This is a genomic window from Echinicola jeungdonensis (assembly GCF_030409905.1).
GTDB classification, from domain to species: Bacteria; Bacteroidota; Bacteroidia; order Cytophagales; family Cyclobacteriaceae; genus Echinicola; species Echinicola jeungdonensis.
Genome location: NZ_JAUFQT010000001.1, coordinates 1,347,274 through 1,368,979, shown reverse-complemented (window position 1 = coordinate 1,368,979; position 21,706 = coordinate 1,347,274). Strand labels below are relative to the sequence as shown.

Here is a 21,706-nt window from a genome sequence, read left to right as displayed (position 1 = left end):
GAGGTGTAAAAAACATGATCGTAGTAAACGTAAAAGAGAACGAATCCATTGAAAAAGCGCTAAAGCGTTTCAAAAAGAAGTTTGACAGAACTGGTGCTATCAGAGAGTTGAGATCTCGTCAGCATTTTGAAAAGCCATCTGTCAAAAGGAGAAATGAAGTTATCAAAGCCTCCTACAAACAAAAATTGAGAGACGAAGAAGGGAACTAATCTAAAGTTTCTTTTCTAACGAATAATTAAGCATATTGGAGTATTAATTACTCTGATATGCTTTTTTCATTTTTAAACTACCTTGAACACGAAAAAAGGGTCAGCCCACATACAGTGCTGGCTTATCAAAATGACTTGGAACAATTTGGTGATTTTGTTCAAGAAGCTTTCGGAAAGGAGGCAATTGAGGAAGCAGATCATGCAGAGATCCGGGCATGGCTGGTGGATATGGTGGAACAGGGGCGGTCTGCTACAACTGTAAACCGCAAATTGGCTACCTTAAGGTCCTATTTCAAATTTTTGCTCCGCTCCAATATAATCTCAAAAGACCCAACTTATAAATTAAAATCCCTCAAAACCCCCAAACGACTTCCGGAATTTGTTCAGGAAGTTTCCATGGAGAAAATTTTCAAGGAGGTGGACTATGGAAAGGAGTTTGAGGGACAAAGGGACAAAATGGTTATGGAGTTCCTATATCTTACGGGTGTCAGGCTTTCTGAATTGATTCAATTGAGATGGTCGGATATAGATTTTCATGAGCAGTCTGTAAAAGTAAAGGGGAAGCGGAAAAAAGAGAGAATAATTCCGTTGACAAAAGGGCTATTTGAAAATATTATTCTGTATAGAAAAGTATGTGCAGAAACATTTTCAAATGTAAACGAGAGTGATTATTTTATCGTTAATAATACAAGAAAGCAAGCTTACCCTATGATGATTTACAGGATCGTGAGGAAGTATTTAGATCTTTTCGCCCAAACCACAAAGCGTAGCCCTCACTTGCTGAGACATACTTTTGCAACGCACTTGTTAAATAAAGGTGCTGACCTCAATGCGGTAAAAGACTTGCTGGGGCATGCCAACCTCGCGGCTACCCAAGTTTACACCCACAATTCTATGGAAAAACTGAAGGCTGTGTTTGAACAAGCACATCCTAAAGCTTAAATAAAAGTTTAACTTTTAAACGGTTAATATCATGAAATTACAAATGCATTCAATCCATTTCGACGCAGATCAAAAGTTAATCGACTTTATCCAAAGAAAAGCCGATAAACTGGATACCTATTATGATCGCATTATAGACGGTGAAGTATTTATGAGACTTGATAAAAATGATAAGAGTGAGAACAAAATCGTTGAAATCAAATTGAATGTACCGGGGAAACAACTCTTTGCCAAGCATCAATCCCAGTCTTTTGAAGAATCTGCTGATGAAGTCATTGAAAGTTTGAGAAGACAAACCAAAAAATTTAAAGAAAAAATGGCTGTAGCAAGGCAATAAGTAAATCCGAGAAAATTAATTCACCTGCAAAACCTTTCCTTTCGGAAAGGTTTTGCTTTTTATAGGGCTTTTTTAAAAATTAACCTACCCATGATTTTTAATTAACTCCTTACTGCTTTTTCCCTTTTACTTTTGAGTCAAAGAAATGAGGTGAAAAAGAAATCAGTACCCGAGGTATTTATATTTTATTATTTTTTAATCTGTATCATTGGATGGATTGTTTTACTTGGTTGGCCCAAAGGGGACTTTGAACTTTTTATAAACCAGCATCACTTTTTGGGAGCCGATTTGTTTTTAAAACCATTACCCATTTGGGTGATGGTTTGGTTTTTTTGGCCATCTTTCCAGTTTAATTATTTTTCCGCTTTGGTTATGCACTCCTTTGTGTTTTCAATGCTGCTATCCAAATGATTGCTTCTGTCATCCTGAACCATATCCTTTTTCCAAAATCCCCAGACCGGCCAAAGTTTATGAAGATATGGAACTCTCCCTTATTCCCGGAGTGGAAATGCACCAATGGCATTCTTTCCCTTCCGGGCATACTGTTACTGCTTTTGCCTTGGCAACTATGATGACTATGTTTTATCCCAAGAGGCATAGGTTTTTATTTTATTATTAGGAATGGCTGTTTTGGTTGGATTTAGTAGGGTGTACCTGATGCAACATTTTTTGATTGATGTGTTAATAGGATCTATTTTGGGCTTTTTTTCTGCTATTGTGGCAAGAATAATCATTCGAAATTATTTCCGAGAATAAGTTTTAAAGAGGGGTTTGCTCCCCAAAAGGAAATTAGCCTTTTCCCAACTCCATCTGGGACCAAATAAATAAATGGATTTGGCGTAATAGATTTTACATAGTTAAAGACTCAATCGGCTGAATAATAGCATCAATAATCCCATGTCCGAAAACTTAAAACATTTGAAAAAAACAAAAAATAAAGCATGAAATCGGATTATCCTATTGTTTAAAATTCACTAAATTGTATAAGAAAAGGAAAAAACACATTATAAAGTACTGATTGGTGTTTTTGATATTTACTGGGATGGAAATTGGGCTCCATAATTTGTAGGGGAAAAGAATTGGAATTTGCTTTTGATAAGCTTGATTTTCAAAGGGAGTCATGAAAACTGCACTTGTTGCAAGAAGGAGTTTGCTCATAATTATAGTGATCATTTCAATAGTGAAAATTCTTTTCACTATTACCACTTCCCTTGGCCTTTTTTCCGAGGAAGCTCAGTATTGGCTATGGTCTCAAAATCTGGATTGGAATTATTATTCAAAACCTTTGATGGTTGCGGTTAATAATTTTATCAGTACCAGCATAATGGGGCACACTGATTTAGCCGTCAGGATCAATGCCGTTTTATATGGAGCAGCCACTGTTTGGGTGATTTTTGAATTGGCCTTGCTGATGTTCAAGAACCCAAAAATTGCCTTTTGGTCTGGAATTACACTGGTCGTAATGCCCTTTTTTCATCTAGCCTCCTTTTTTCATACAACGGATACATCACTGGTTTTTTTCTGGGCATTATCATTTTACTTTTTTTGGCGTGCTATAGAAGAAAACAGAATGGTTTGGTGGGGCGGAGCAGGGCTAGCAACTGCCTTGGGCATGTTGTCCAAAAATGTAATGTTTTTGTCCATTCCGGCTATTGTAGTTTATCTATTAATGATTGATCCAAAAAAATTGATCCAAAAAGGATTTTATTTTTACCTTTTTGGAGCCTCTTTATCTTTATTGCCAATTCTTTTTTGGAATTATCAGCACGATTTTGTGACATTTAAGCATTTGGGGACATTGGGAGGAGTCCAGACCTTTGGAAGTCCTCTGAATTGGGGAGACACCTTCAAAAATGTGAGTGAATTTGTCCTGGGACAAGGAGCCATAATATCTGTTTTCTTTATACCTCTTCTAATATTGATCTTTAAAAGGGGGGGGCAGAAAAGAGAGAAAGAGTTTTATTTTTTGTTGCTGCCTGCCTTTATGTCCTGGCTATTGTTTTTTGGAATTTCTTTTTTGAACAGGGTGGAGGTGAATTGGCCTTCCTTTGCTTATGTCCAGCTTTCCATTTGTTTTGGATGGTTGGTGGCCAATGGCCCTAGGTTTTGGAAAAAGTACATTAAGGTAGCCACTTTGATTTCGGCAGGTTTTTTAGTGTTTATTATGAATCCCAGCACTTTGGATGCCTTTGGCTATAAAAGGATTTTGCGGCCGGAAAAAGATCCCTTAGCCAGGCTGGCAGGATATAGGGAAATAGGAAAAAGAGTTGATTTTTTGAAGGACAGTTTAGATTTAAAACAGTATTTTATTTTTAGCGACAATTATCATTTTGCCTCGGAAATGGCTTTTTACGTTTCTGGAAATCCCCAAACTTATGTGATCAACCTGGGGAGAAGGAAAAATCAATTTGATCTTTGGGCTGGAATTTCCCAATTTGAAAATAAAGGTTACTCAGGGATATTTGTCCACCGCGGAAAAGATGAAATACCCGCTGTCCAAAATGGGTTTAACCGGCTAATCTATCAGGAAATCCAATATCCCATTTATCGGGGAGATACCATTAGGATTGTCCGGATTGCTATATATGAAGGATTAACCCATATCAAGGAGGTTCAGGTGAATAGGTATTAATTTTTTGGAGGGCTGCAGCCTACAATCTCCCAATTAAATCAGACTAAAGAGAAAAGACAAATTGTCCTTCGGAAACCCCCAATTTAATCTTCCAACTGTCCTTCTGGGCCCCAAATACGATGAAATCAAAGAAAAACAATAGGAATTCTGTTTATTAATAGGGTAAGCTGTGTGGTCCATGGATGGAGTGACATGGTTTTGTCCTGAAAAGAAATTTAAAAGGTTAGAGGTATTTATCTTAGGGTAATTTTTCAGCCCAAAAATACCTTTTCCCTATTTTTTGAAAAAGTTGGTCACTTTTTCCCTGATAAATACTTTTCAAAAGGCTAGGGATATGATCCGGATCCCAATTAATGGCAGCTGTTTGAATTTTGAATTTTGATTGGGGAATTTGTTCCAAGCCAGCTTCATCGCAGATCAAATATTGAAAATCCGCTAACTTATTGGCAGGAACCTGATCTGGTAGGTCTGTCATGAAATAATCTTCACCCAGCCCAATCCTTATTTTGCTGCCTGTCCTTATGTGGCCTATAAATCCGATTTTGGAGCCCTCAGGAATATCGTTTTCCTCGACAAAATTTGACAATTGTGCTCCTTGGTTAGGAATGGAAATCTGGTAAGTGACCAAAGCCCCCCAATAAAAAACCATCAAAATACTTAATCCTAATGTGGTTACATTTTGTTGTTTTTTGGCTAACTGGTTCCCTAAGAGGATAAAAACCATCAAACCCAATATTAAACCAAAATAAATCCAATAAGGAGCCCCAATTCCCAAATTAAGGTAGCAGGCAACCACCAATAGGATAAAATTTATAGCCAGGAAAAAAATCATGCCCCAACGGTAAAACTTGTTCAACCGGGAGCTATTCTCCTTTTCAAGTAACATGGCTAAACCTACAGCACTAAGGGGAACAACGGGGAGGAGATACCTTTCATAAAATTTGAATACCAGAGCTGACATTAAAATGATCGCTATAGTCCAGGTAATTACAAAACCAATGAAAGGTTTATTTTCATGCCAAAAAGGCTTGAAATGTTTTTTGATTGTAGGAAATCCGAAAAATACCCAGGGAATAAACAATAGCACCATCAAACTGATAGCCAACAAAAGGTTTTTGGAAAATACTGCTATCTTACTGCCCACGCGAATGCCCACCTGGTCGGCAAAAAAGGAGTCCAAATAGGTAGTGTCAAATTTTAAGTACATGGCTATAAACCAAAATAGGCCAATACCCACACATATTAAGATGGCTGGCAAATTCAATATTTTTTTCCAATGGATTTTTTTCCAAGGATTCCACATCAAATAACCGATTCCAATAGCACCCAAAGCAGCAGCCGGAAGGCCTTTTGCCTCAAATCCCAAACCTATACCAAGATAGGTTAACCAGATGTATCGTTTGGGTGAATCATTACCATATTTAATCATACCTGAAATCCCCCAAGCCGTCATTGTCATGAATAAAGTCAAAAGGATATCCGGAATGGAACGGGTGCTACTAAATATCACCACAGGATGTGTGGCCGCAATCCATGCCGATATGTAAGCGGTTTTTTTATTACCGGTGGCTAATTTTCCAATTTTGAAAACCATAAATACCAAAGCAGATCCTGCCAATAGGAAAAATATTCTTGAGCTGAAGGCAGAGGGGCCGAATATTTTAAACCCAGCCAATACCCCCCAATAGGTTAGGATCGGTTTTTTAAACCTTAATTCCCCGCTTCCCAAATAAGTGGTGAGGTAATCATTGTTTTGCATCATCTTGATGGCCGCATTGCTGTAATACATTTCATCTGGATAATGCAAGTGGAAATCTAAGGCGAAGGGAGCAACTAGAAACGTAAAAGCCAATATGACCAGCCAAGGTGAGGTCTGCATTCCAATTGAAGAGAAAGTACCTTTCATTTGTTTAAAGTAAAAATGCCAGAAAAATGAAGCAGGTTAAAACCAGGGCAAAAGTAAAAAAAGAATTTTGGCAATTCAATAATAATATTATTGGTTAATCCTTAGAAAATTAATTCGACAATGGAGAAAGTTTTACAATGACCGTGGTTGGAGGTTCAAATAGGTCTTTCCCTTCAAACATGATTTGATAATTGACCTCAAATTGGTCCAAAACCTTCAAATATTTTTTTCTGGTAATCAGGTACCCTTCTGTTTTTTGGAGGTTTGGGACCTTGGAAATGGATTTTCGAAGGTAAAAGGAATAGGAGGGGTTATATATCTTATAATAATAAAGTTTTCCTTCTTTTAATTTATGTAATGGAGAGTTGACCACTGGGTTATGTTGGTCAATCTTTGGAAATGCGCCGTAAAAAAACAGCAAGTTTAATAGAATAAAACCTGCTCCCAAGTTATATAAAGAAGGGAGGTATTTCCCCTTTAACCAAAAATAGAATAGCGGAGGCAAAGCCAATAGTGGAAAAAAGCAGGATGGATAAAATTGGAAGGCTAATTCCAATTGGGCCTTTGCAAAATACCGCCAAGGCAAGTGAAATATAAAATCCCAACATGTGGGGCCATGATTGGAAATGATGAAGGTTCCATTCATAAAATAAAAACAAACCAGCAGTCATAAAAAAGATCAAAAATGGATCTGGAACTGCCATATGAAATTGGATATTCCAATGGAGACTGGCTGTCAATATTAATAAGGTCAAAAGGGCGGGGCGGTAACCCAGGTGTCTTTTGGTAAAAAGAAAATTGATTAAAAGGGTTAAGCAGCCAAACAAGGATGGGAAAAATCTGACGGAAAATTCATTTAAACAAAAAAGTAATAATGCAATGGGGGTTTGTCAAAGCGGTATTCCCCATTAAAGGTGAGTACCACCCACTAATTGTTTTTCCTCATCCAAAGCATAAATGCTCAATCCGGATAAATTGGGGAAATGGAGGATAATTCCAAGAATAAACAAAATGAAAACCCCTTTCCTTTTTTTGTCAAGTTGAATATGCATAAAACGAATCTGGTTGCCCTGGTCAGTTAATAAGGTCAATTGAATATTATGAAAAGATTAGGTTTTAATTAAGAGACTTGCCGTGGGGTTAAAAAAGCTGTAATTTTGGCCAAATTTTATTTGTATGTCCAAGCCACAGCTTTCAATAGTCGTTACAGTTTATAACGAAGAAGATAATATTCAGCCACTTTTAAAAGCTATTTATTCCGCATTAGATAATTATGATTATGAGTTGATCTTAGTGGATGATGGGTCCTATGACGAAACGGTTGCTGAAACAAAAAAATATGCAAACGGCAGGACCCGGGTGCTGATTTTTAATAAAAATTATGGGCAGACCACTGCTTTGGCTGCAGGGATTGATCATGCCCGAGGAGAATATATTGCCACCATGGATGGGGACCTTCAAAATGATCCCTCCGATATTCCAATGATGTTGGAAAAGGCGATTAAAGAAGATTGGGATGTGGTAGCGGGAGTGCGGGCCAATCGTCAAGATGGCTTTGTGCTCAGGAAAATCCCAAGTAAGCTGGCCAACTGGATCATCAGAAGCACAACTAAGGCTAATCTTAAAGATTATGGTTGCAGCTTAAGGGTTTATAGGGCTAATGTAGCACAGGATATGGGGCTATATGGAGAATTGCACCGCTTTATTCCCGTACTTATCAAGCAAGAGGGAGCAAGAATGACCGAAGTGGATGTGAAGCATCATCCCAGGATCCATGGAACTTCTAAGTATGGTCTGAACAGGACTTTTAAGGTGATTGCCGATTTGATCCTAATGCTTTTTTTCCAAAAGTATTTCCAGCGACCAATCCATTTATTTGGAACCATTGGTTTACTGTCTTTTTTTATTGGGGTGATTATCAATATTTATATGTTGATACTGAAAATTTCGGGGGAAGATATTTGGGGAAGGCCCATTTTGTTGGCCGGAGTGATTTTCCTTCTGGGAGGTGTACAGTTGATCACCACAGGAATTGTGGCGGAGATTATTGTAAGAACCTACTTTGAGTCTCAAAACAAAAAGACCTATAAGGTCAAAGATGTCTATCGGGGTGAATAAGAAGACACTAAAGCTGATCCTAAAAATAGTCCTTACCGCCGGGGCCATTTACCTTGTATTCCGAAAAATAGATGCTGAGGCCACCTGGAAGGTAATCCGGACTGCCCAATGGTTTGACCTTTTTCTGGCCACCCTGTTTTTTGCCTTATCCAAGTTGTTTTCCTCTGTTCGGTTGAATTGTTATTTCAGGAATTTGGGATTAAGGATTTCAGAAGAGAAAAATCTGAAGCTATACAGCATTGGAATGTTTTACAATTTGTTTCTTCCGGGAGGAATTGGTGGAGATGGTTATAAGGTGTATTTGCTTAATAAATACCATCAATCTCCGGTAAAGTCTTTATTGGCAGCGGTCTTTTTGGACCGGCTAAATGGTTTGGCGGCCCTGGTATTTCTGATGTTTGGGCTTTTATTTTTTGTGGACATTCAATGGCCATTGTTGGAAGGGGTAAGCTGGGATTTTTTGGCTGTCCTAGGGCTTGCAATGGTTCCCCTAAGCTTTAAATTGATTGTCCAATGGTGGTTTAAGACTTTTTCCCAATCGGTATTGAAAACCGGGGCTTATTCCATTCTTACTCAAGTTTCTCAATTGATTTGTGCCTATTTTATCTTGACAGCTTTGGGAATAAATGAAAAAATCATTGCCTATCAATTTGTGTTTTTGCTTTCATCTATTGTGGCCGTTTTGCCTCTGACGATTGGGGGTGTTGGTGCCAGGGAATTGGTCTTTATTTATAGTCACCAATATATTGGGATTGATAAAAATGCTGCAGTGGCTTTCAGTTTGGTTTTCTTTTTGATTACTGCCCTGGTGTCACTGATTGGGGCATTCATTAAGGTGGAATGGAAGGAAAAGGAGCTTAATAGGTATTAAATTTTAGCATTGGGAAGGAAACCAAGACAAATTCTCAGGTTTGCTTTCCATAATTCAATTTCGGGTATTTCATTTAAGGAAGTTCAAAGGTGAAATGGTAGCAATGCCAAATACCTTATATTCAATAAACCATATTCAATATTTTACGGTATTTCTACCCCATCTTAGTGCCTTTTCCTAAGTAACTTGTATATTTTAATATACCCAGTTGTTGAGGATAAAATGGTACCCTACTCCAACAATGATTCCTACTATGATAATCAGTGGGGTGGGGATTTTGGTAAATTGCAACAGCAGATAGGTGCCTGCAATGGCGGTGATGTTAAAAGTATTGGCAGGCATAGGTTCGAATAGCAAATAAGCTGCAGCAATCAACATTCCGCAACTGACTGCATTGATCCCTTCCAGTGCTGCCCGAACCGGCCGGTATTTTTTTAGTTCATCCCAGAATTTAATGACAAAGAAAATCAGAAAGGTGCCGGGAAGAAAAATTCCAGCTGCAGCAATTAAACCGCCGGTAATAGCTCCTCCAATTCCCATTCCGCGCATGGAGAGGGCACCGATATAAGAACTGATGCTAAATGTAGGCCCCGGCACTCCTTGTGAAATGGCATAGCCGGTAAGAAATTCTTCTGAGGTGAGATAAGCTTTAAATTCCACAAATTCTGTATAAAGGTAGGGAACCAAAACCTGCCCTCCCCCAAAGATTAGACTTCCATTCCGGTAGAAGTTCTCAAACAAACGGATAGGAAGCATACGGGTAAAATGTCCCAGAATGGCTGCAGCAATCAAAACCGCTCCCCAAAGGACAAAATTATCCCATTTGACCTTTATGCCTGATTTCTCTTCAATTTTAGGTTGCTTATTAAATTTCAGGGAAGTACTTACCCCGCCCACAATAAGCATAATGGGGAAAATAAACGGGGAGTTATAGAAAAAGGCCACAAAGGCAGAAAGCATCATTAGGACGGTTGCCTCCGGAGTTTTGACCATCTTACCAATGGTCTTATGGGCTGCATAAATGATAAACCCTATTGCCATAGGCTGAATAAATTTGGCAAAGTTTAATGATCCGGTGGTTTGGGTTTGAAGAAAATCCACAAGGATAGCAGCCCCGGTCATGATCAAGGTTGCCGGTAAAATCCAGACCAAAAGGGTTAAATAAGCTAAGTTGGGTCCCCCGATCCGGTAACCAATGGCAGATATGGTTTGTGTGGAGGTGGGGCCGGGAAGCACCTGGCATAAAGCATGAAGTTCCCAAAGGTCTTCTTCGGAAATATAATGCCGCTTTTTGACCATCATATCCAGCACCATGGCCAAAAATGCTTGGGGACCGCCAAAAGCGGTGACAGAAAGTGTGATGACATCTTTGAGGAAGAGATAATATTTTACCTTTTTGACTGTCACCCTGATTTAAACTTTTAGGCCAAGTTCCTTTAATCTTTCTTCCAAAAATTCTCCCGCGGTGGCATCTTCAAATTGCTTGGGATGTTCATCATCAATGCAATTTTCCAGACAGGTAAGATCCATTTCTGACCGGGGATGCATAAAAAATGGAATGGAATATCGACTGGTATTCATTTTTTCTTTGGGAGGATTGGCCACCCGGTGAATGGTAGATTTCAGCTTTTTATTGGTCAGCCTTTCCAGCATATCTCCTACATTGACTACCAGTTGATCAGGAAGGGCGGTGATGGGGATCCATTGGCCGTCATTCCTCAATACTTCAAGGCCATCCGCACTGGCACCCATCAAAAGCGTGATAAGGTTGATGTCACCATGTTCTGCTGCCCTTACCGCATCGGAAGGGACTGCTTCCGGGTCTTCTATAGGGAAATAATGAATGGGTCTTAAAATAGAATTTCCAAAGGCCACTTTATCCTCAAAATAATCCTCAGGCAAACCCAAATGAAGGGCAATGGCCTGAAGCATGGTTTTTCCGGCTTTTTCTATTGCAGAATAAACTTTAAGGGATACTTCTCTAAATTCCTTAATTTCTTCGGGCCAAACATTGGGAGGATAATCTCCTTTGATGCTGTCTTCATCTGGAATATGGTCCAGATCCTGGCCTACATGATAAAATTCTTTTAAATCACCAGTATTTCTACCCTTGGCACTTTCCTTTCCTTTACCTGTATATCCTCGTTGATACCCGATTTCGGGTTTTTCATACTTTAATTTGATTTCATCATCCAATGAAAAAAAAACTTGGATGGCCTCATACAAACGGGCTTGCAGATCAGCGGTCAAACCATGGTTTTTGATGGCCACGAATCCAATATTTTGGTAGGCATTACCCAAATTTTGGACAAAATCAGCTTTCTTTTCAGGGTCATTGGAATTAAAATCAGCTAAATCAAGGGAAGGAATTTCAGTATAAAGAATTTTACTCATGGCTTTGTCAATTAATGGTGCAAGTTAATATTTTAATGGAAAATTAAATATCTTTAAGTGTACCCAATTGATCGATTTATGAAGTTGATTATCCAAATTCATGCAATTTTTCTACTTATTTGTGTATTGATTTCCTGCGGATCAGATAAGGAATCGAGTTCAAACAACCAATTTGAAGAGGTTAAGGTATCGGCACCCTCCCTGGAAAATGTGACTTTCAAACCTATTAGCTTCACCAATGCTTACCCGGATGCCATTTTGGAATTGTATTCCCCTTTGGAAAATGAATCTTTTGAGGAAGGAAAAGTGTCTTTTGAGTTTAATATCAAAAACTTCCCTTTTGAAAATGGTATTAAAGGCTTCCAGTTGAAAATGATCCTCAATGGAAATGATCCGGTGGGGTACAATATGCCCATCTTTAACCAGGAATTTGAAAAGGGCACTTATAGGGCAGTAGCCTATTTGGTGGATGAAAATGGAATGGCCCTGAAGGAGTATGGAAATTATGTCGATCGTGATTTTACGGTGGGGGGATCCCAGCCATTTCCCGAAAGTGGAGAGCCGTTTTTGGCCTTGAACAGTCCTGTCAATGATCAGGAGTTTGAAAAAGGTGAGCCCGTGATTGTGGATTTTTTATTAATTGGCGGGGATTTGGAGGAAGAAGGCCTGCAGGTGGAAATAGCTATCAATGATAAAAAATACACCCTGCAAAAGGTTGTTCCGGTTGAAATAAATGGCTTGCCTAAAGGATTCTTTGACCTGAAGGTAACGTTGAAAGAAAAAAATGGAGAGGAGCTAAAAGGTGCTTTTTCTCAGGTTCAAAAGGAGATTATTATTAATTAATCTCTTGGAAAGCTGGGAGTACCCAAAATGATACCAGAAGGCAATATACACTTTATTGACCTTCCTTTTGTTATAAAAAAAGAAAGGTGCTTTTTCCACAAGACCATTGGTGTAACTGTTAGGTTTGCCCTATTCTCAGTTTTGGGTAAGCAAAAAAAGTGCCTTAGGAAATCACATCAAACTTCTAAGGACCTTAAGCGAATTAAGCTTTCCAAAGCTGTCTAAATGCCATTGGTAAAACTGGATCAAATGGTCCAATAATTTATGCCTGATGGCTGCTGGGATTTTGAGTTTTTGGTCATAAGTGCTATGAATAAGCAAATCAAGGTATTTTTTTTCTTCCAGAGCATATACTGGGTCATTGATGGTTTCATGGATTTGATCAAACAATTCTTCAGAATTATTTGGCGCAAAGCCCAAAAACCTGGAATTTTCCAGTAAGAATGCCAATGGAAAATTAGCCAGATTGATGCCCTCCTGGTCAAGCAATTCTATAGAATTATAGATAAAGTCATATAAATATTCATTTTGATAGTTATCGTAAATGCACTTGCTTAAAATTTCTCCAATAAACATTGCCACTCCGCTCCGGTAATAGTCAAAGGGAATCCTTTGGAAGGGGTAGGCGAGTTTAACCTCTGAAATCCGGTTGAGAGAGGCATTTTCCCGGTCATAGACTACCAGGTCCAATAGGGTCAATGGCTGGTAGAAAGCCATTTTATTTTTGGATTTTGCACTCCTTACCCCATTGACAATATAACTTTTCAGGCCCAACTCCCGGGTGAAAATTTTTACAATGATGGAGGTCTCCCTGTATTTGATGTAATGAATTACGATTCCTTGTGTTTTCTTCAGCATTACAATACCAGAAATTTACCAGCAACTTTTTCAGTTCCCATTTCATTGGCTACATATACCATATAAACCCCTGGGGGAATTCTGTTTCCTTTGGCATCCCTGAGGTTCCAAGTGGATTTTCCTCCCCTTACCTTCCAGGAATAAACCACCCTTCCCACCGAATTGGTGATTTTTAAGGTCGCAAAATTTGTTAATCCCTCAATACTAAGAAGCCCTGAAAAATCAGGCCTGACTGGATTGGGGAAAATTTTCAAGTCTTCCAATTGGGCAACAGGGGGTATGCTGACTCCCCTATAGGAAAGAGCTCCCGTTTTAGTTTTAATAAATAACTCCCCATAAACTGGATCCAAAGATAGCTGCTGTATATCATTGGATGGAAGGGGGGAATTGCTTTTATGAAAGTTTCGCAAACTTTCCTGTTCCGGAAAAAAATGCCACAAACCATCATTGCTTGTGCCCAGCCAAATACTTCCGTCTGGGGCTTTAAGAAGCGCTTGGATTTCTTGTCCTGAAAGTAAAGGGCGATTTTGGTAAAATGGAATAATGGCATTAACAGAAGAGCTGGAACTGATGTTCCATATAGAGGGAAGGTATGCCACTCCATTTTTAGTCCCTATCCAAATTTCTCCCTTTGAACTGATGTCAAAATCTAAAACCTGAGCAGAAGGTAAATTCCCCAGGTTTTGTGAACTACTTAAGATTCTATTGATTCCTTCAACCGGCTTGAATATTCGGATTCTATGATTTCCGGAGGTGCCTTCCAAAATCCAAAGGTTACCAGCTGGATCCGCTTTTATTTTGATAGGTTGGATTAAACCTGAAATATTGAAAGAGATTGCTGCCTCAGGGGTGATTTTTATTAATTTGTCTGGCCCCTTTAGTAAAATAAGCCAAAGGTTGTTTTTGAAATCCAAGGCCATATCTGAAATGAAGGAATGTTCTGAAAGTCCTCTGAGATTTATTTTTTCCCATAGGTCTGCATCCTTTTTCCATAAACCATCCCCCCAAGTACCAGCAAATAAAAGTTGGTTGGCATATTTAATATCCGTGATCAAGGTAGGCCCTTGTAATGTTTCCCAAAAACCCATTTCAAATTTACTACTTGTGGCAGGGCTGGCAATATCAACAGTCCCATCTCTTTTCAAAGCTATGGGTTGGCCGAACATATCTTTTCCTGCCAAACTAAAAGATTTTATGGGTGCATTTGGACCATTTGGAAAAATGGTTTGGTAGGTGTCCCAAGCCAAGACCCCCTGGCTTTCCGTGGCCAGGAACAAATGGTTTTCCGAGATGTGAAAATCCAAAAAATTAACTTCAATTGATGAAAACTCAGGATGAAATGATCCGTTTTCATTTAAACTGTAAATCGTGTTTCCGGAGGAAAAATACAATTGCCCTTGGATGGCTTTTAAAATTTTAACGTCAGATGCCCCAGAGATCCATTCCCATTCACTGCTGTTCCAGAGATAAATGTTATGGTCTTCTCCAAGGCCAAAAAGAGAATTTCCTGAAAAAGACAATTGGGCCATTGGATTTTCCAATTGCAATAATTGCCAGTTTCTGAAATCTTTTAGGTTGGCTGACCGATCCCCTTTCCAAAGGCCTTCCGGGGTAGTGATCCATATTGACTGTTCTTGAATAGCTACATCCCAAACCTCCAAGGTGGAGCCTTGAGGCCCGATTTGGGAATAGGAATCCACTATGGTACCGGTTTCAAGATCCAATTTTACCAGACCAAAAGCAGTAGCCATCCAAGCTATTTTCTCTTGAATTTGAATGGAGTAAATTGTCTTGTCCTGAATGGAACTTTGATCCCGGATAAGGGTAATTGTTTTGATTTTATCCTCCTTTACAAGATCAACAGTGCCATCTGGATAAGTTAATATCAGTGTTTTTGCCCCATCCGAAAAGGCCATTTTTTTAAAATCCTGACCATATAATCCATCCTTTTTTGTCAGGGGATGTGGTATTGGGTTTTCCACCGAAAAGTAAAAACAAGCTTGGTTACCTCTTGCAAAAATGGTGGTGTTATTTCCGGAAATTTCACTAATGGTGGTATATGAGGGGTGCATTCTCCAAGTTCCGACTGGGATTTGTCCCTGGGCATTACTGGAGAGCACATGGGCAGTTAATGCCACAAGAAAAAGTAGGAATTTATTTTTTTTCTTCATAAAAACATTTTCTGCATCTAGCCTCATAGGCATCCTTTTCACCAAGCATGACTTTTCTTTTTTCTCCCGATAGCCGGAAGCTGTAAGAGGCCAGATCACCACATTTCATACAGATGGCATGTACTTTGGTAACATATTCGGCGATGGCCAACAGTTGTGGCATAGGTTCAAACGGCTGGCCTTCAAAGTCCATGTCCAGACCTGCCAAAATTACCCTTTTGCCCAATGAGGCCAACTTATTGGCTACGGAAACAATTTGCTGGTCAAAAAACTGAACCTCGTCAATGCCAATCACATCACAATCACCAGCTAAAAGCATTATATCATCAGCAAAATTGACCGGTGTAGAACGGATTTCATTTTCATTATGGGAGACTACATTATAGGTATGGTAGCGGGTATCAACAGCAGGTTTGAAGATTTCAACTCTTTGCTTAGCGATTAAAGCCCGGTTTAACCTGCGAATCAGTTCTTCAGTTTTTCCAGAAAACATGGAACCACAGATCACCTCGATATGTCCTTTTTGGCTTTTGGGATGATTATTTCCTATTAAAGGTTCAATAAACATTATTATTCAAAGCATTAGGTTATTTTCATGTTAGCCCTATGGCTTCGATGAAAAGAATTGAACTTACAGATATTATTTTGTTAGTGGAAAGATGTTTTGTTCCATTAATAAAGATTCAATCAGGTAAATCCCCGATTGTTCTTTTGTAGCATTCTCCTTGTAGTAAAGTTATTCAATTACTATTTTGGGCTTGATTTGAATTAATTCCACCGGAAATATACGAACTAATGAACGATAAAATTAACCTCAATTATTTGGAAAGCTATTCAGATGCTTTTACAAATAAGATTTGCTCGGAGTTTTTTGGAACAAAAAAATACATGACCGGCCAGGAAATCATTCAGTTTACCCCAAGCACACAGGTTAATTTACTGATAATAAAAACTCTGTTCGAAAAGTGGCAGGAGGAAATAGAAAAAATAAAAGGTAATCCGTTTTTTGATTACCGGGATGTAGCTGTTTCGGAAGCTTTAAAGGATTTTATGAAAGTGCTTTCGCGGGCCATAAAAATAGAAAAGCCCTATTTCCAACCATTGATGAAAGAGGCTGTGATGGATGCAGCAATTTTGGCCGTCGATCCACTGGTTTATTTCTTTGGAGAAATAGATAAAAGTGAGAAGGGAAATATGAGGTCCCATTTTAAGACGGCAAAGAAATATATTAAATGGCATCCTGAGTTATTAAAATACCTTTCCGAAAAAGCCGAAAATAATCCTACTAAGGAGGAATTAGAGAAAGCATTAGGGGTTTTTTGGGAAAAATATGTGGTGGATTTGGAATCTACCCGGGCCTTACTTCAACCATTGGAAAAAGTGAAACCCATTGACTGGGAAGAATTGATTCCGGAACCAGATACAATGAAAGAAGAATCCCAAGTAAAAGATTTAGAAGGAGTTAAGGAAGAGGAAAAGATTAGTACAACTGTTCGGGAGGGAGAGCCCATCGGAGTCACAGGCTCGGAAACCATTGATCCTGCCCTGGCCTGGGCCCATTTTGAATCTGAGCAAAGTGGCATCTTAAAAGGTCCTATTTCCAGTCTGGAAGATGGGGTGGCCATCAATCAACGTTTTATGTTTACCAAGAGCCTCTTTGATGGAAATCCTGACCTGATGGCCCATGCCTTCAAGTTGATTGACAATTGCGATAGTTTTGTGGAGGCCATAGAATTGATCAATGAGCGTTATGTCAAGGAATTAAGCTGGGACAAGGAATCCGAAGAAGTCAGGGAGTTTTTACAACTGGTTTATAGGAAGTTTGATGAGAAGTGATTTAGAGGTTTTTTTGGGGATGCCGTGAATAAAGGATTGCTTTGCAATTTTTAAATTCCCGAGGGGTTAGCACATTCCAGGATTATTAAAATGGAGGTTTTTTGTAATTGGGTATATGAAAACCACCCAATTACCAATACCCCAATAAATGCTCCCTTAATTCATCCTTCCCAATAATTGAATCCTGTGAGAATCCAGTTTAATAAAAATGAATAACAGTATAGTAAAGGACCATAATGAGGACCCTCCATAACTAAAGAAAGGTAATGGAATACCAACAACAGGAAATAAGCCTATGGTCATGGAAATGTTGATCATAAAGTGAAAGAGGAGAATGGAAATCACACTATAGCCATAAACCCGCGAAAAACGGGTTTTTTGCCTTTCTGCCAAAAACACCAATCTTACCAAAAGTGATACAAAAAGAAATACCACTATCAAACTTCCAACCCAGCCAAATTCCTCACCAAGGGTGCAGAAAATAAAGTCCGTATGCTGTTCGGGTACAAAGTCAAATTTTGTCTGGGTGCCCTGCAGGTATCCTTTCCCCCAAAATCCACCCGAGCCAATGGCAATTTTGGATTGGGTAACATTCCAACCTACTCCCAAAGGATCAATGTCCGGATTAAACAGTACCATGATTCTATTTTGTTGGTGGGAGGGAAGCTTTGAAACCACCATGTCAAGACTATAGCTATATGCGATAACAGCAAGGCCAATCAATCCCAAGGAAAGGATTCTTTTCCAGTTTTTCTTGCCCATAAGGATGAGGAAGCTGATTACAAAAACCACTCCTCCAGCAAGGTAAAGGTTGTTTTCAACGGCCAGGGACAATAAGGAAACAGCAATAAAAATCAGTGCCAATACATAATATTTTTGGGGCATGCCCTCACGGTAAAGCATAATGAAAAAGGCGCTGTAAACCATAGCTGTCCCAGTATCAGGTTGCAGCATGATCAATGCTACTGGTATAAGGATAACCAAGGTAGCCTGAAACTGATATTTGGGTTTGCTAAGATCAAATGAGGGTTTTTCAATGATTTTGGCCAAAGCAAGGGCTGTAGCAAATTTGGCAAATTCCCCCGGCTGCAACCGGAAAGGTCCCAGTTCAAACCAGGCTTTTTGGCCATTGATTTCCTTACCTATGATTGGAGTAAGAATCAGTATAAGGACAAAAATTCCAAATAAAATCAGGCTTAGATTGTCAAATAAACGATAATCCGCAACCATGATTAATGTTATCAACAGCACAGCAGTACCGATCCAGATCAACTGTTTTCCCGAATTAATACTGAAGTCAAATATGCTTTTGGCAGTTTGCTCATCATAAACGGCTGCATAAATATTAAACCATCCGATCATCACCAGCAATCCATAAATTAAAATGGTCAGCCAGTCAATTTTGTTGATATATAAATCGTCTTGTCTCACGTCAATCGAAGAAATCTCCAACTAATACATAATCTTCCAAGGCCTTTCTTTTTATTTGGCCGTTCAAGTATTTTTCTATCATCAAGCTGGCCGTACTGGCGGCAGCCCGTCCTCCCCATCCAGCATTTTCCACATATACTGCTATGGCTATTTGGGGATTTTCTTTGGGAGCAAAGGCCACAAATACCGAATGGTCTGCCCCATGAGGGTTTTGGGCCGTACCTGTTTTGCCCGCAATGGTAATATCCTTCATAATAGCCCTGGCTGCAGTGCCATACAATGCTTCTGCCATTGCATCTTGTATAAGCTCAAAATGATGTGGATCAACACCAACATCGTGTTTTTTTTGATATTCTTCAGGAATATTTTCAGTTTTACCATCTATTGCCTTTATCAAGTGCGGCGTATAATAGTACCCCTTGTTGGCAAAGATAGCAGCAAGGTTGGCCATCTGTAAAGGGGTGACCAGCATTTCCCCTTGACCTATTGATAAGGAATAAATGGTTGAATATTTCCAACGTCCCTTTCCGTAGAATTTATCATATAGCTGGCTGGAAGGAACACTTCCTCCTTTTTCATTTTTTAAGTCAATTCCCAACTGGTCCCCCAGTCCAAATTTCATCACTGCTTTTCTCCATTTGTCCAGCCCTATTTGCGTATCGGTATAAGTATTACTGGACACTTCCTGGTTGATTATATGCCTAAAAGCTTGATAATAATAGGGATTGCAGGAATTCCTGATGGCGCCAAATAAATTGACCGGGCTGGGGTGATTATGACAGGCGACCAGGGCTTTGTTACATGGATAGGTGGTATTGGGTGACAATATTCCCTCCTGAAGCCCTATTAGGGACTGGACGACCTTAAATATAGATCCTGGGGGATACATGGCCATGATGGGGCGGTTAAACAAAGGTTTGGTAGAGTCGTTTTGTAGTTTTAGGTAGTTCTTGCTATAAGCAGCTCCTGCAAGAAGGTTGGGGTCGTACACAGGGGCAGAGATCATAGAAAGGATTTCTCCTGACTTGGGCTGTATGGCAACAACCGATCCCCTTTTTCCCTGCATAAGCTTTTCACCATATTTTTGCAGTTCAAGGTCAATGGTGGATTGGAGGTTTTTTCCAGGGATGGAAGCGGTATCCAACTGGCCATTTTTAAACGAGCCTTTGTCCACTCCCCTTACATTGACCATTTTATACCTAGCTCCCTTTTTTCCTCGAAGAGCATTTTCATAAAAAGATTCTACACCCGAATGGCCAATATAATCTCCTTGGGAATAATAATCTGCTGTATCCCTTTCCAATTGCCAGGGCATTATTTCTGCAATATAGCCTAAGGTACTGGATGCTACTGAATCTGGATATGCCCTGACAGATCTGGTCATGATGAAAAGGCCAGGATAGTCGATCAGGTAATCCTGCATTTTAGCAAAGTCCGTATTGCTCACCTGCTTGATCAAAGGGGATGGTTTTACCCAGGAATAAGCTTTGGCTTCATTGTATTTTTGAATCAATTTTTCCTTTTCCAATTGGAATATCCTGCAAAACTTGGTGGTATCCTTGACTTTAAATTCCTGTGGAATAACCATCAGGTCAAACACAGGATTATTATAAACTAAAAGCTTATTGTTCCGGTCATAAATCAAACCCCGGTAAGGATAATCCACTAATCTTTGAACTGCATTTCTTTCCGCTCTCCTCAAAAAACTATCGTCCAACACCTGGATCATAAAAAGTTTGGAAAGCAAAATAACTCCAACTAATACGATTACAATGATGATGACACCTGGTCTCTTTTCGTCCATTAAATTCCCCTCTTTTTCTTATAAAACAGTGCTTGGATGATAATACCCATGATAAAGGTGAAAGCAGCACTGCTCAGCGTTTTATACAACAAAGAAAGATACATGGAAGTGCCCAAATTATCAATGAAAAAGAAAGTAAGGTGGTGTACCAATATCAATGGGAAACTGTAAACGAAAAACCAGCTAAAACTCATGTTCAATACTGAAGGCGGTGTATTAGGATCATAACCTCCCGTTGGGGTGATAAGGTTTAGCCAGGGTTTCCTCAAAAAAGCAAGCATTACTGCACTAGCTGTATGAAAACCCAGGCTATCATAAAAGATATCAATACTGAACCCCAGCAAAAAAGCCAAAATCATGAGTGGGATAGTCTTTAACTCAATAGGTAACAATAAGAGAAAAAGCACATAAAGAAAGCAAAAGGCAGTACCAAAAAGCACCAGGTTTTTGAGTACCAGGATTTGGATAAAAAAATAAATAATGAAACTTCCTATGCTATATATGATCGTTCTACTGTTCATTGACGATATCCAGACTGTCTTGAAGGGAATCCAATTCTGCTTCCCTGTTGTTTTCAACTAAGTACACATAAGTTAATTGGCTGAAATTGACAGCCAATTTTATGGTGATATCCAGGTAATTGGTTTCAGTTCCAGGTTTTACTTCATCGATGGTGCCCACCAACAAGCCTTCTGGAAAAACTGCATTATACCCGGAAGTAATCACCGTGTCTCCTGCTTGAACTTTCACGTGCCTTGGGACATATTTGAGTTTGGCCTTGTTGGATAATTTTCCATCCCATTGAGTGGATCCAAAGACATCCGTTGATTTAATTTTTGAAGAGATCAAAAGATCTGTGTGAAGCAGAGAAATTACCGATGCAAAGTTATTGGAGACACCCTTTACCCTGCCTACAATTCCTTGTTCATTGAATACCCCCATTCCTGCCTTAATTCCATCTTTCGCACCTTTATTAAGGGTAATGTGGTTTTGGTTCAGTCGGATAGAATTGTTGATTACTTTGGCAGCCTTGAAATTATATCGACTTTCCAAAGTACTGTCCAAGGGAATGTGGACACTATCTGCAGGATGACTCAATTGGTCCAATTGTTTGAGAAGTTCTGCGTTTTTCTGTGCAAGGGCATCATTGGCAGAAGCCAGTTCAAAGTAGGAAGTAAAACCTTCCTTGGTGTTGAGGAATTTCCCAGTGATAAAATTTGAGCTATTAAAGAAAACAGCCCCTTGTGGTGAATTATAGGAAGTGACTAGCCAAATGGCCAGGGTTTCCAAAATAATAAACAACAAAAAGGCCCTAATGCTGTATAGGAATAATAAAATGCGTTGCATTTAAATT

At 39.2% G+C, this 21,706-nt stretch carries 20 protein-coding genes and 1 pseudogene; 9 read left to right on the top strand and 12 right to left on the bottom strand.

From position 1 onward, the window contains the following. Nucleotides 1-14 precede the first annotated feature (14 nt). The 5 genes and pseudogenes from rpsU to QWY93_RS05775 all read left to right on the top strand — a co-directional run bounded on the left by rpsU (nucleotide 15) and on the right by QWY93_RS05775 (nucleotide 4,120). The gene (rpsU, locus tag QWY93_RS05795) at nucleotides 15-209 is read left to right on the top strand and encodes a 30S ribosomal protein S21 (RefSeq protein WP_290247221.1); all 195 of its coding nucleotides are present in this window, start codon (nucleotides 15-17) and stop codon (nucleotides 207-209) included. Nucleotides 210-266: 57 nt separating this feature from the next. Continuing rightward, a complete protein-coding gene (locus QWY93_RS05790; RefSeq protein WP_290247220.1) occupies nucleotides 267-1,151 on the top strand; it encodes a tyrosine-type recombinase/integrase in 885 nt (294 codons plus the stop codon). 31 nt (nucleotides 1,152-1,182) lie between these two features. After that, nucleotides 1,183-1,488 (top strand): ribosome hibernation-promoting factor, HPF/YfiA family, encoded by a 306-nt coding sequence (hpf, locus tag QWY93_RS05785; protein WP_290247219.1) that lies wholly within the window; start codon nucleotides 1,183-1,185, stop codon nucleotides 1,486-1,488. Between the two features lie 478 nt (nucleotides 1,489-1,966). Then, a pseudogene (locus QWY93_RS05780) lies at nucleotides 1,967-2,244 on the top strand (phosphatase PAP2 family protein). A 364-nt stretch (nucleotides 2,245-2,608) separates the two neighbouring features. Continuing rightward, the gene (locus tag QWY93_RS05775; RefSeq protein ID WP_290247218.1) at nucleotides 2,609-4,120 is read left to right on the top strand and encodes an ArnT family glycosyltransferase; all 1,512 of its coding nucleotides are present in this window, start codon (nucleotides 2,609-2,611) and stop codon (nucleotides 4,118-4,120) included. 238 nt (nucleotides 4,121-4,358) lie between these two features. Here QWY93_RS05775 and QWY93_RS05770 read toward each other — a convergent pair whose 3' ends face one another. The 3 genes from QWY93_RS05770 to QWY93_RS05760 all read right to left on the bottom strand — a co-directional run bounded on the left by QWY93_RS05770 (nucleotide 4,359) and on the right by QWY93_RS05760 (nucleotide 6,853). Beyond that, nucleotides 4,359-6,026, bottom strand: coding sequence for an ArnT family glycosyltransferase (locus tag QWY93_RS05770; protein ID WP_290247217.1), 1,668 nt, complete (start codon nucleotides 6,024-6,026; stop codon nucleotides 4,359-4,361). 109 nt (nucleotides 6,027-6,135) lie between these two features. Beyond that, the gene (locus QWY93_RS05765) at nucleotides 6,136-6,447 is read right to left on the bottom strand and encodes a hypothetical protein (protein WP_290247216.1); all 312 of its coding nucleotides are present in this window, start codon (nucleotides 6,445-6,447) and stop codon (nucleotides 6,136-6,138) included. 28 nt (nucleotides 6,448-6,475) lie between these two features. Further along, nucleotides 6,476-6,853, bottom strand: a complete 378-nt coding sequence (locus tag QWY93_RS05760; RefSeq protein ID WP_290247215.1) for a phospholipid carrier-dependent glycosyltransferase — start codon at nucleotides 6,851-6,853, stop codon at nucleotides 6,476-6,478. Between the two features lie 349 nt (nucleotides 6,854-7,202). On the opposite strand from QWY93_RS05760, the gene QWY93_RS05755 reads away from it, so the two are divergent. Further along, entirely contained in the window at nucleotides 7,203-8,144 is a 942-nt protein-coding gene (locus tag QWY93_RS05755; RefSeq protein WP_290247214.1) for a glycosyltransferase family 2 protein, read from the top strand. Next, nucleotides 8,137-9,015, top strand: coding sequence for a lysylphosphatidylglycerol synthase transmembrane domain-containing protein (locus tag QWY93_RS05750; protein ID WP_290247213.1), 879 nt, complete (start codon nucleotides 8,137-8,139; stop codon nucleotides 9,013-9,015). The genes QWY93_RS05755 and QWY93_RS05750 overlap by 8 nt, the downstream gene beginning before the upstream one ends. 195 nt (nucleotides 9,016-9,210) lie before the next feature. On the opposite strand, the gene chrA is transcribed toward QWY93_RS05750, so the two are convergent. Continuing rightward, nucleotides 9,211-10,422: a chromate efflux transporter gene (chrA, locus tag QWY93_RS05745; protein WP_290247212.1), complete on the bottom strand. Its 1,212-nt coding sequence runs from the start codon at nucleotides 10,420-10,422 to the stop codon at nucleotides 9,211-9,213. A 6-nt stretch (nucleotides 10,423-10,428) separates the two neighbouring features. Then, nucleotides 10,429-11,409 carry an isopenicillin N synthase family dioxygenase gene (locus tag QWY93_RS05740; RefSeq protein ID WP_290247211.1) on the bottom strand — a complete coding sequence of 327 codons (981 nt, stop codon included), beginning with the start codon at nucleotides 11,407-11,409 and terminating at the stop codon, nucleotides 10,429-10,431. 78 nt (nucleotides 11,410-11,487) lie between these two features. On the opposite strand from QWY93_RS05740, the gene QWY93_RS05735 reads away from it, so the two are divergent. Beyond that, nucleotides 11,488-12,252: a hypothetical protein gene (locus QWY93_RS05735; protein ID WP_290247210.1), complete on the top strand. Its 765-nt coding sequence runs from the start codon at nucleotides 11,488-11,490 to the stop codon at nucleotides 12,250-12,252. Between the two features lie 171 nt (nucleotides 12,253-12,423). Here the strand turns inward: QWY93_RS05735 and recO are convergent, their stop codons facing one another. The 3 genes from recO to QWY93_RS05720 are packed head-to-tail and all read right to left on the bottom strand — an operon-like array spanning nucleotide 12,424 to nucleotide 15,849. Then, on the bottom strand, nucleotides 12,424-13,110 hold the full coding sequence (recO, locus tag QWY93_RS05730) for a DNA repair protein RecO (protein WP_290247209.1): 687 nt from the start codon (nucleotides 13,108-13,110) through the stop codon (nucleotides 12,424-12,426). After that, on the bottom strand, nucleotides 13,110-15,281 hold the full coding sequence (gene porZ / locus QWY93_RS05725; protein ID WP_290247208.1) for a type IX secretion system anionic LPS delivery protein PorZ: 2,172 nt from the start codon (nucleotides 15,279-15,281) through the stop codon (nucleotides 13,110-13,112). The genes recO and porZ overlap by 1 nt, the downstream gene beginning before the upstream one ends. Further along, entirely contained in the window at nucleotides 15,265-15,849 is a 585-nt protein-coding gene (locus QWY93_RS05720) for a thymidine kinase (protein WP_290247207.1), read from the bottom strand. Before QWY93_RS05720 ends, porZ begins: the two co-directional genes overlap by 17 nt. A 227-nt stretch (nucleotides 15,850-16,076) precedes the next feature. Between QWY93_RS05720 and QWY93_RS05715 the strand changes: the two genes are divergently transcribed. Further along, nucleotides 16,077-17,117, top strand: a complete 1,041-nt coding sequence (locus tag QWY93_RS05715) for a DUF8457 domain-containing protein (RefSeq protein ID WP_290247206.1) — start codon at nucleotides 16,077-16,079, stop codon at nucleotides 17,115-17,117. Between the two features lie 156 nt (nucleotides 17,118-17,273). Here QWY93_RS05715 and rodA read toward each other — a convergent pair whose 3' ends face one another. Genes rodA through mreC form a run of 4 tightly spaced genes read right to left on the bottom strand, consistent with a single transcriptional unit; the run spans nucleotide 17,274 to nucleotide 21,699 of the window. Next, nucleotides 17,274-18,548: a rod shape-determining protein RodA gene (gene rodA, locus QWY93_RS05710; RefSeq protein ID WP_290247205.1), complete on the bottom strand. Its 1,275-nt coding sequence runs from the start codon at nucleotides 18,546-18,548 to the stop codon at nucleotides 17,274-17,276. Between the two features lies 1 nt (nucleotide 18,549). Then, nucleotides 18,550-20,352, bottom strand: coding sequence for a penicillin-binding protein 2 (mrdA, locus tag QWY93_RS05705; protein ID WP_290247204.1), 1,803 nt, complete (start codon nucleotides 20,350-20,352; stop codon nucleotides 18,550-18,552). Further along, entirely contained in the window at nucleotides 20,352-20,873 is a 522-nt protein-coding gene (locus QWY93_RS05700; RefSeq protein WP_290247203.1) for a rod shape-determining protein MreD, read from the bottom strand. The genes mrdA and QWY93_RS05700 overlap by 1 nt, the downstream gene beginning before the upstream one ends. Beyond that, a complete protein-coding gene (gene mreC / locus QWY93_RS05695) occupies nucleotides 20,863-21,699 on the bottom strand; it encodes a rod shape-determining protein MreC (RefSeq protein WP_290247202.1) in 837 nt (278 codons plus the stop codon). The genes QWY93_RS05700 and mreC overlap by 11 nt, the downstream gene beginning before the upstream one ends. Between the last annotated feature and the right edge of the window lie 7 nt (nucleotides 21,700-21,706).

Excerpts from the sequence above, each read along its gene's own strand:
- rpsU (WP_290247221.1), top strand. The coding sequence starts at position 15 with ATGATCGTAGTAAACGTAAAAGAGAACGAATCCATTGAAAAAGCGCTA.
- QWY93_RS05790 (WP_290247220.1), top strand. The coding sequence starts at position 267 with ATGCTTTTTTCATTTTTAAACTACCTTGAACACGAAAAAAGGGTCAGC.
- hpf (WP_290247219.1), top strand. The coding sequence starts at position 1,183 with ATGAAATTACAAATGCATTCAATCCATTTCGACGCAGATCAAAAGTTA.
- QWY93_RS05775 (WP_290247218.1), top strand. The coding sequence starts at position 2,609 with ATGAAAACTGCACTTGTTGCAAGAAGGAGTTTGCTCATAATTATAGTG.
- QWY93_RS05770 (WP_290247217.1), bottom strand. The coding sequence starts at position 6,026 with ATGAAAGGTACTTTCTCTTCAATTGGAATGCAGACCTCACCTTGGCTG.
- QWY93_RS05755 (WP_290247214.1), top strand. The coding sequence starts at position 7,203 with ATGTCCAAGCCACAGCTTTCAATAGTCGTTACAGTTTATAACGAAGAA.
- QWY93_RS05740 (WP_290247211.1), bottom strand. The coding sequence starts at position 11,409 with ATGAGTAAAATTCTTTATACTGAAATTCCTTCCCTTGATTTAGCTGAT.
- QWY93_RS05735 (WP_290247210.1), top strand. The coding sequence starts at position 11,488 with ATGAAGTTGATTATCCAAATTCATGCAATTTTTCTACTTATTTGTGTA.
- recO (WP_290247209.1), bottom strand. The coding sequence starts at position 13,110 with ATGCTGAAGAAAACACAAGGAATCGTAATTCATTACATCAAATACAGG.
- porZ (WP_290247208.1), bottom strand. The coding sequence starts at position 15,281 with ATGAAGAAAAAAAATAAATTCCTACTTTTTCTTGTGGCATTAACTGCC.
- QWY93_RS05720 (WP_290247207.1), bottom strand. The coding sequence starts at position 15,849 with ATGTTTATTGAACCTTTAATAGGAAATAATCATCCCAAAAGCCAAAAA.
- QWY93_RS05715 (WP_290247206.1), top strand. The coding sequence starts at position 16,077 with ATGAACGATAAAATTAACCTCAATTATTTGGAAAGCTATTCAGATGCT.
- mrdA (WP_290247204.1), bottom strand. The coding sequence starts at position 20,352 with ATGGACGAAAAGAGACCAGGTGTCATCATCATTGTAATCGTATTAGTT.
- QWY93_RS05700 (WP_290247203.1), bottom strand. The coding sequence starts at position 20,873 with ATGAACAGTAGAACGATCATATATAGCATAGGAAGTTTCATTATTTAT.
- mreC (WP_290247202.1), bottom strand. The coding sequence starts at position 21,699 with ATGCAACGCATTTTATTATTCCTATACAGCATTAGGGCCTTTTTGTTG.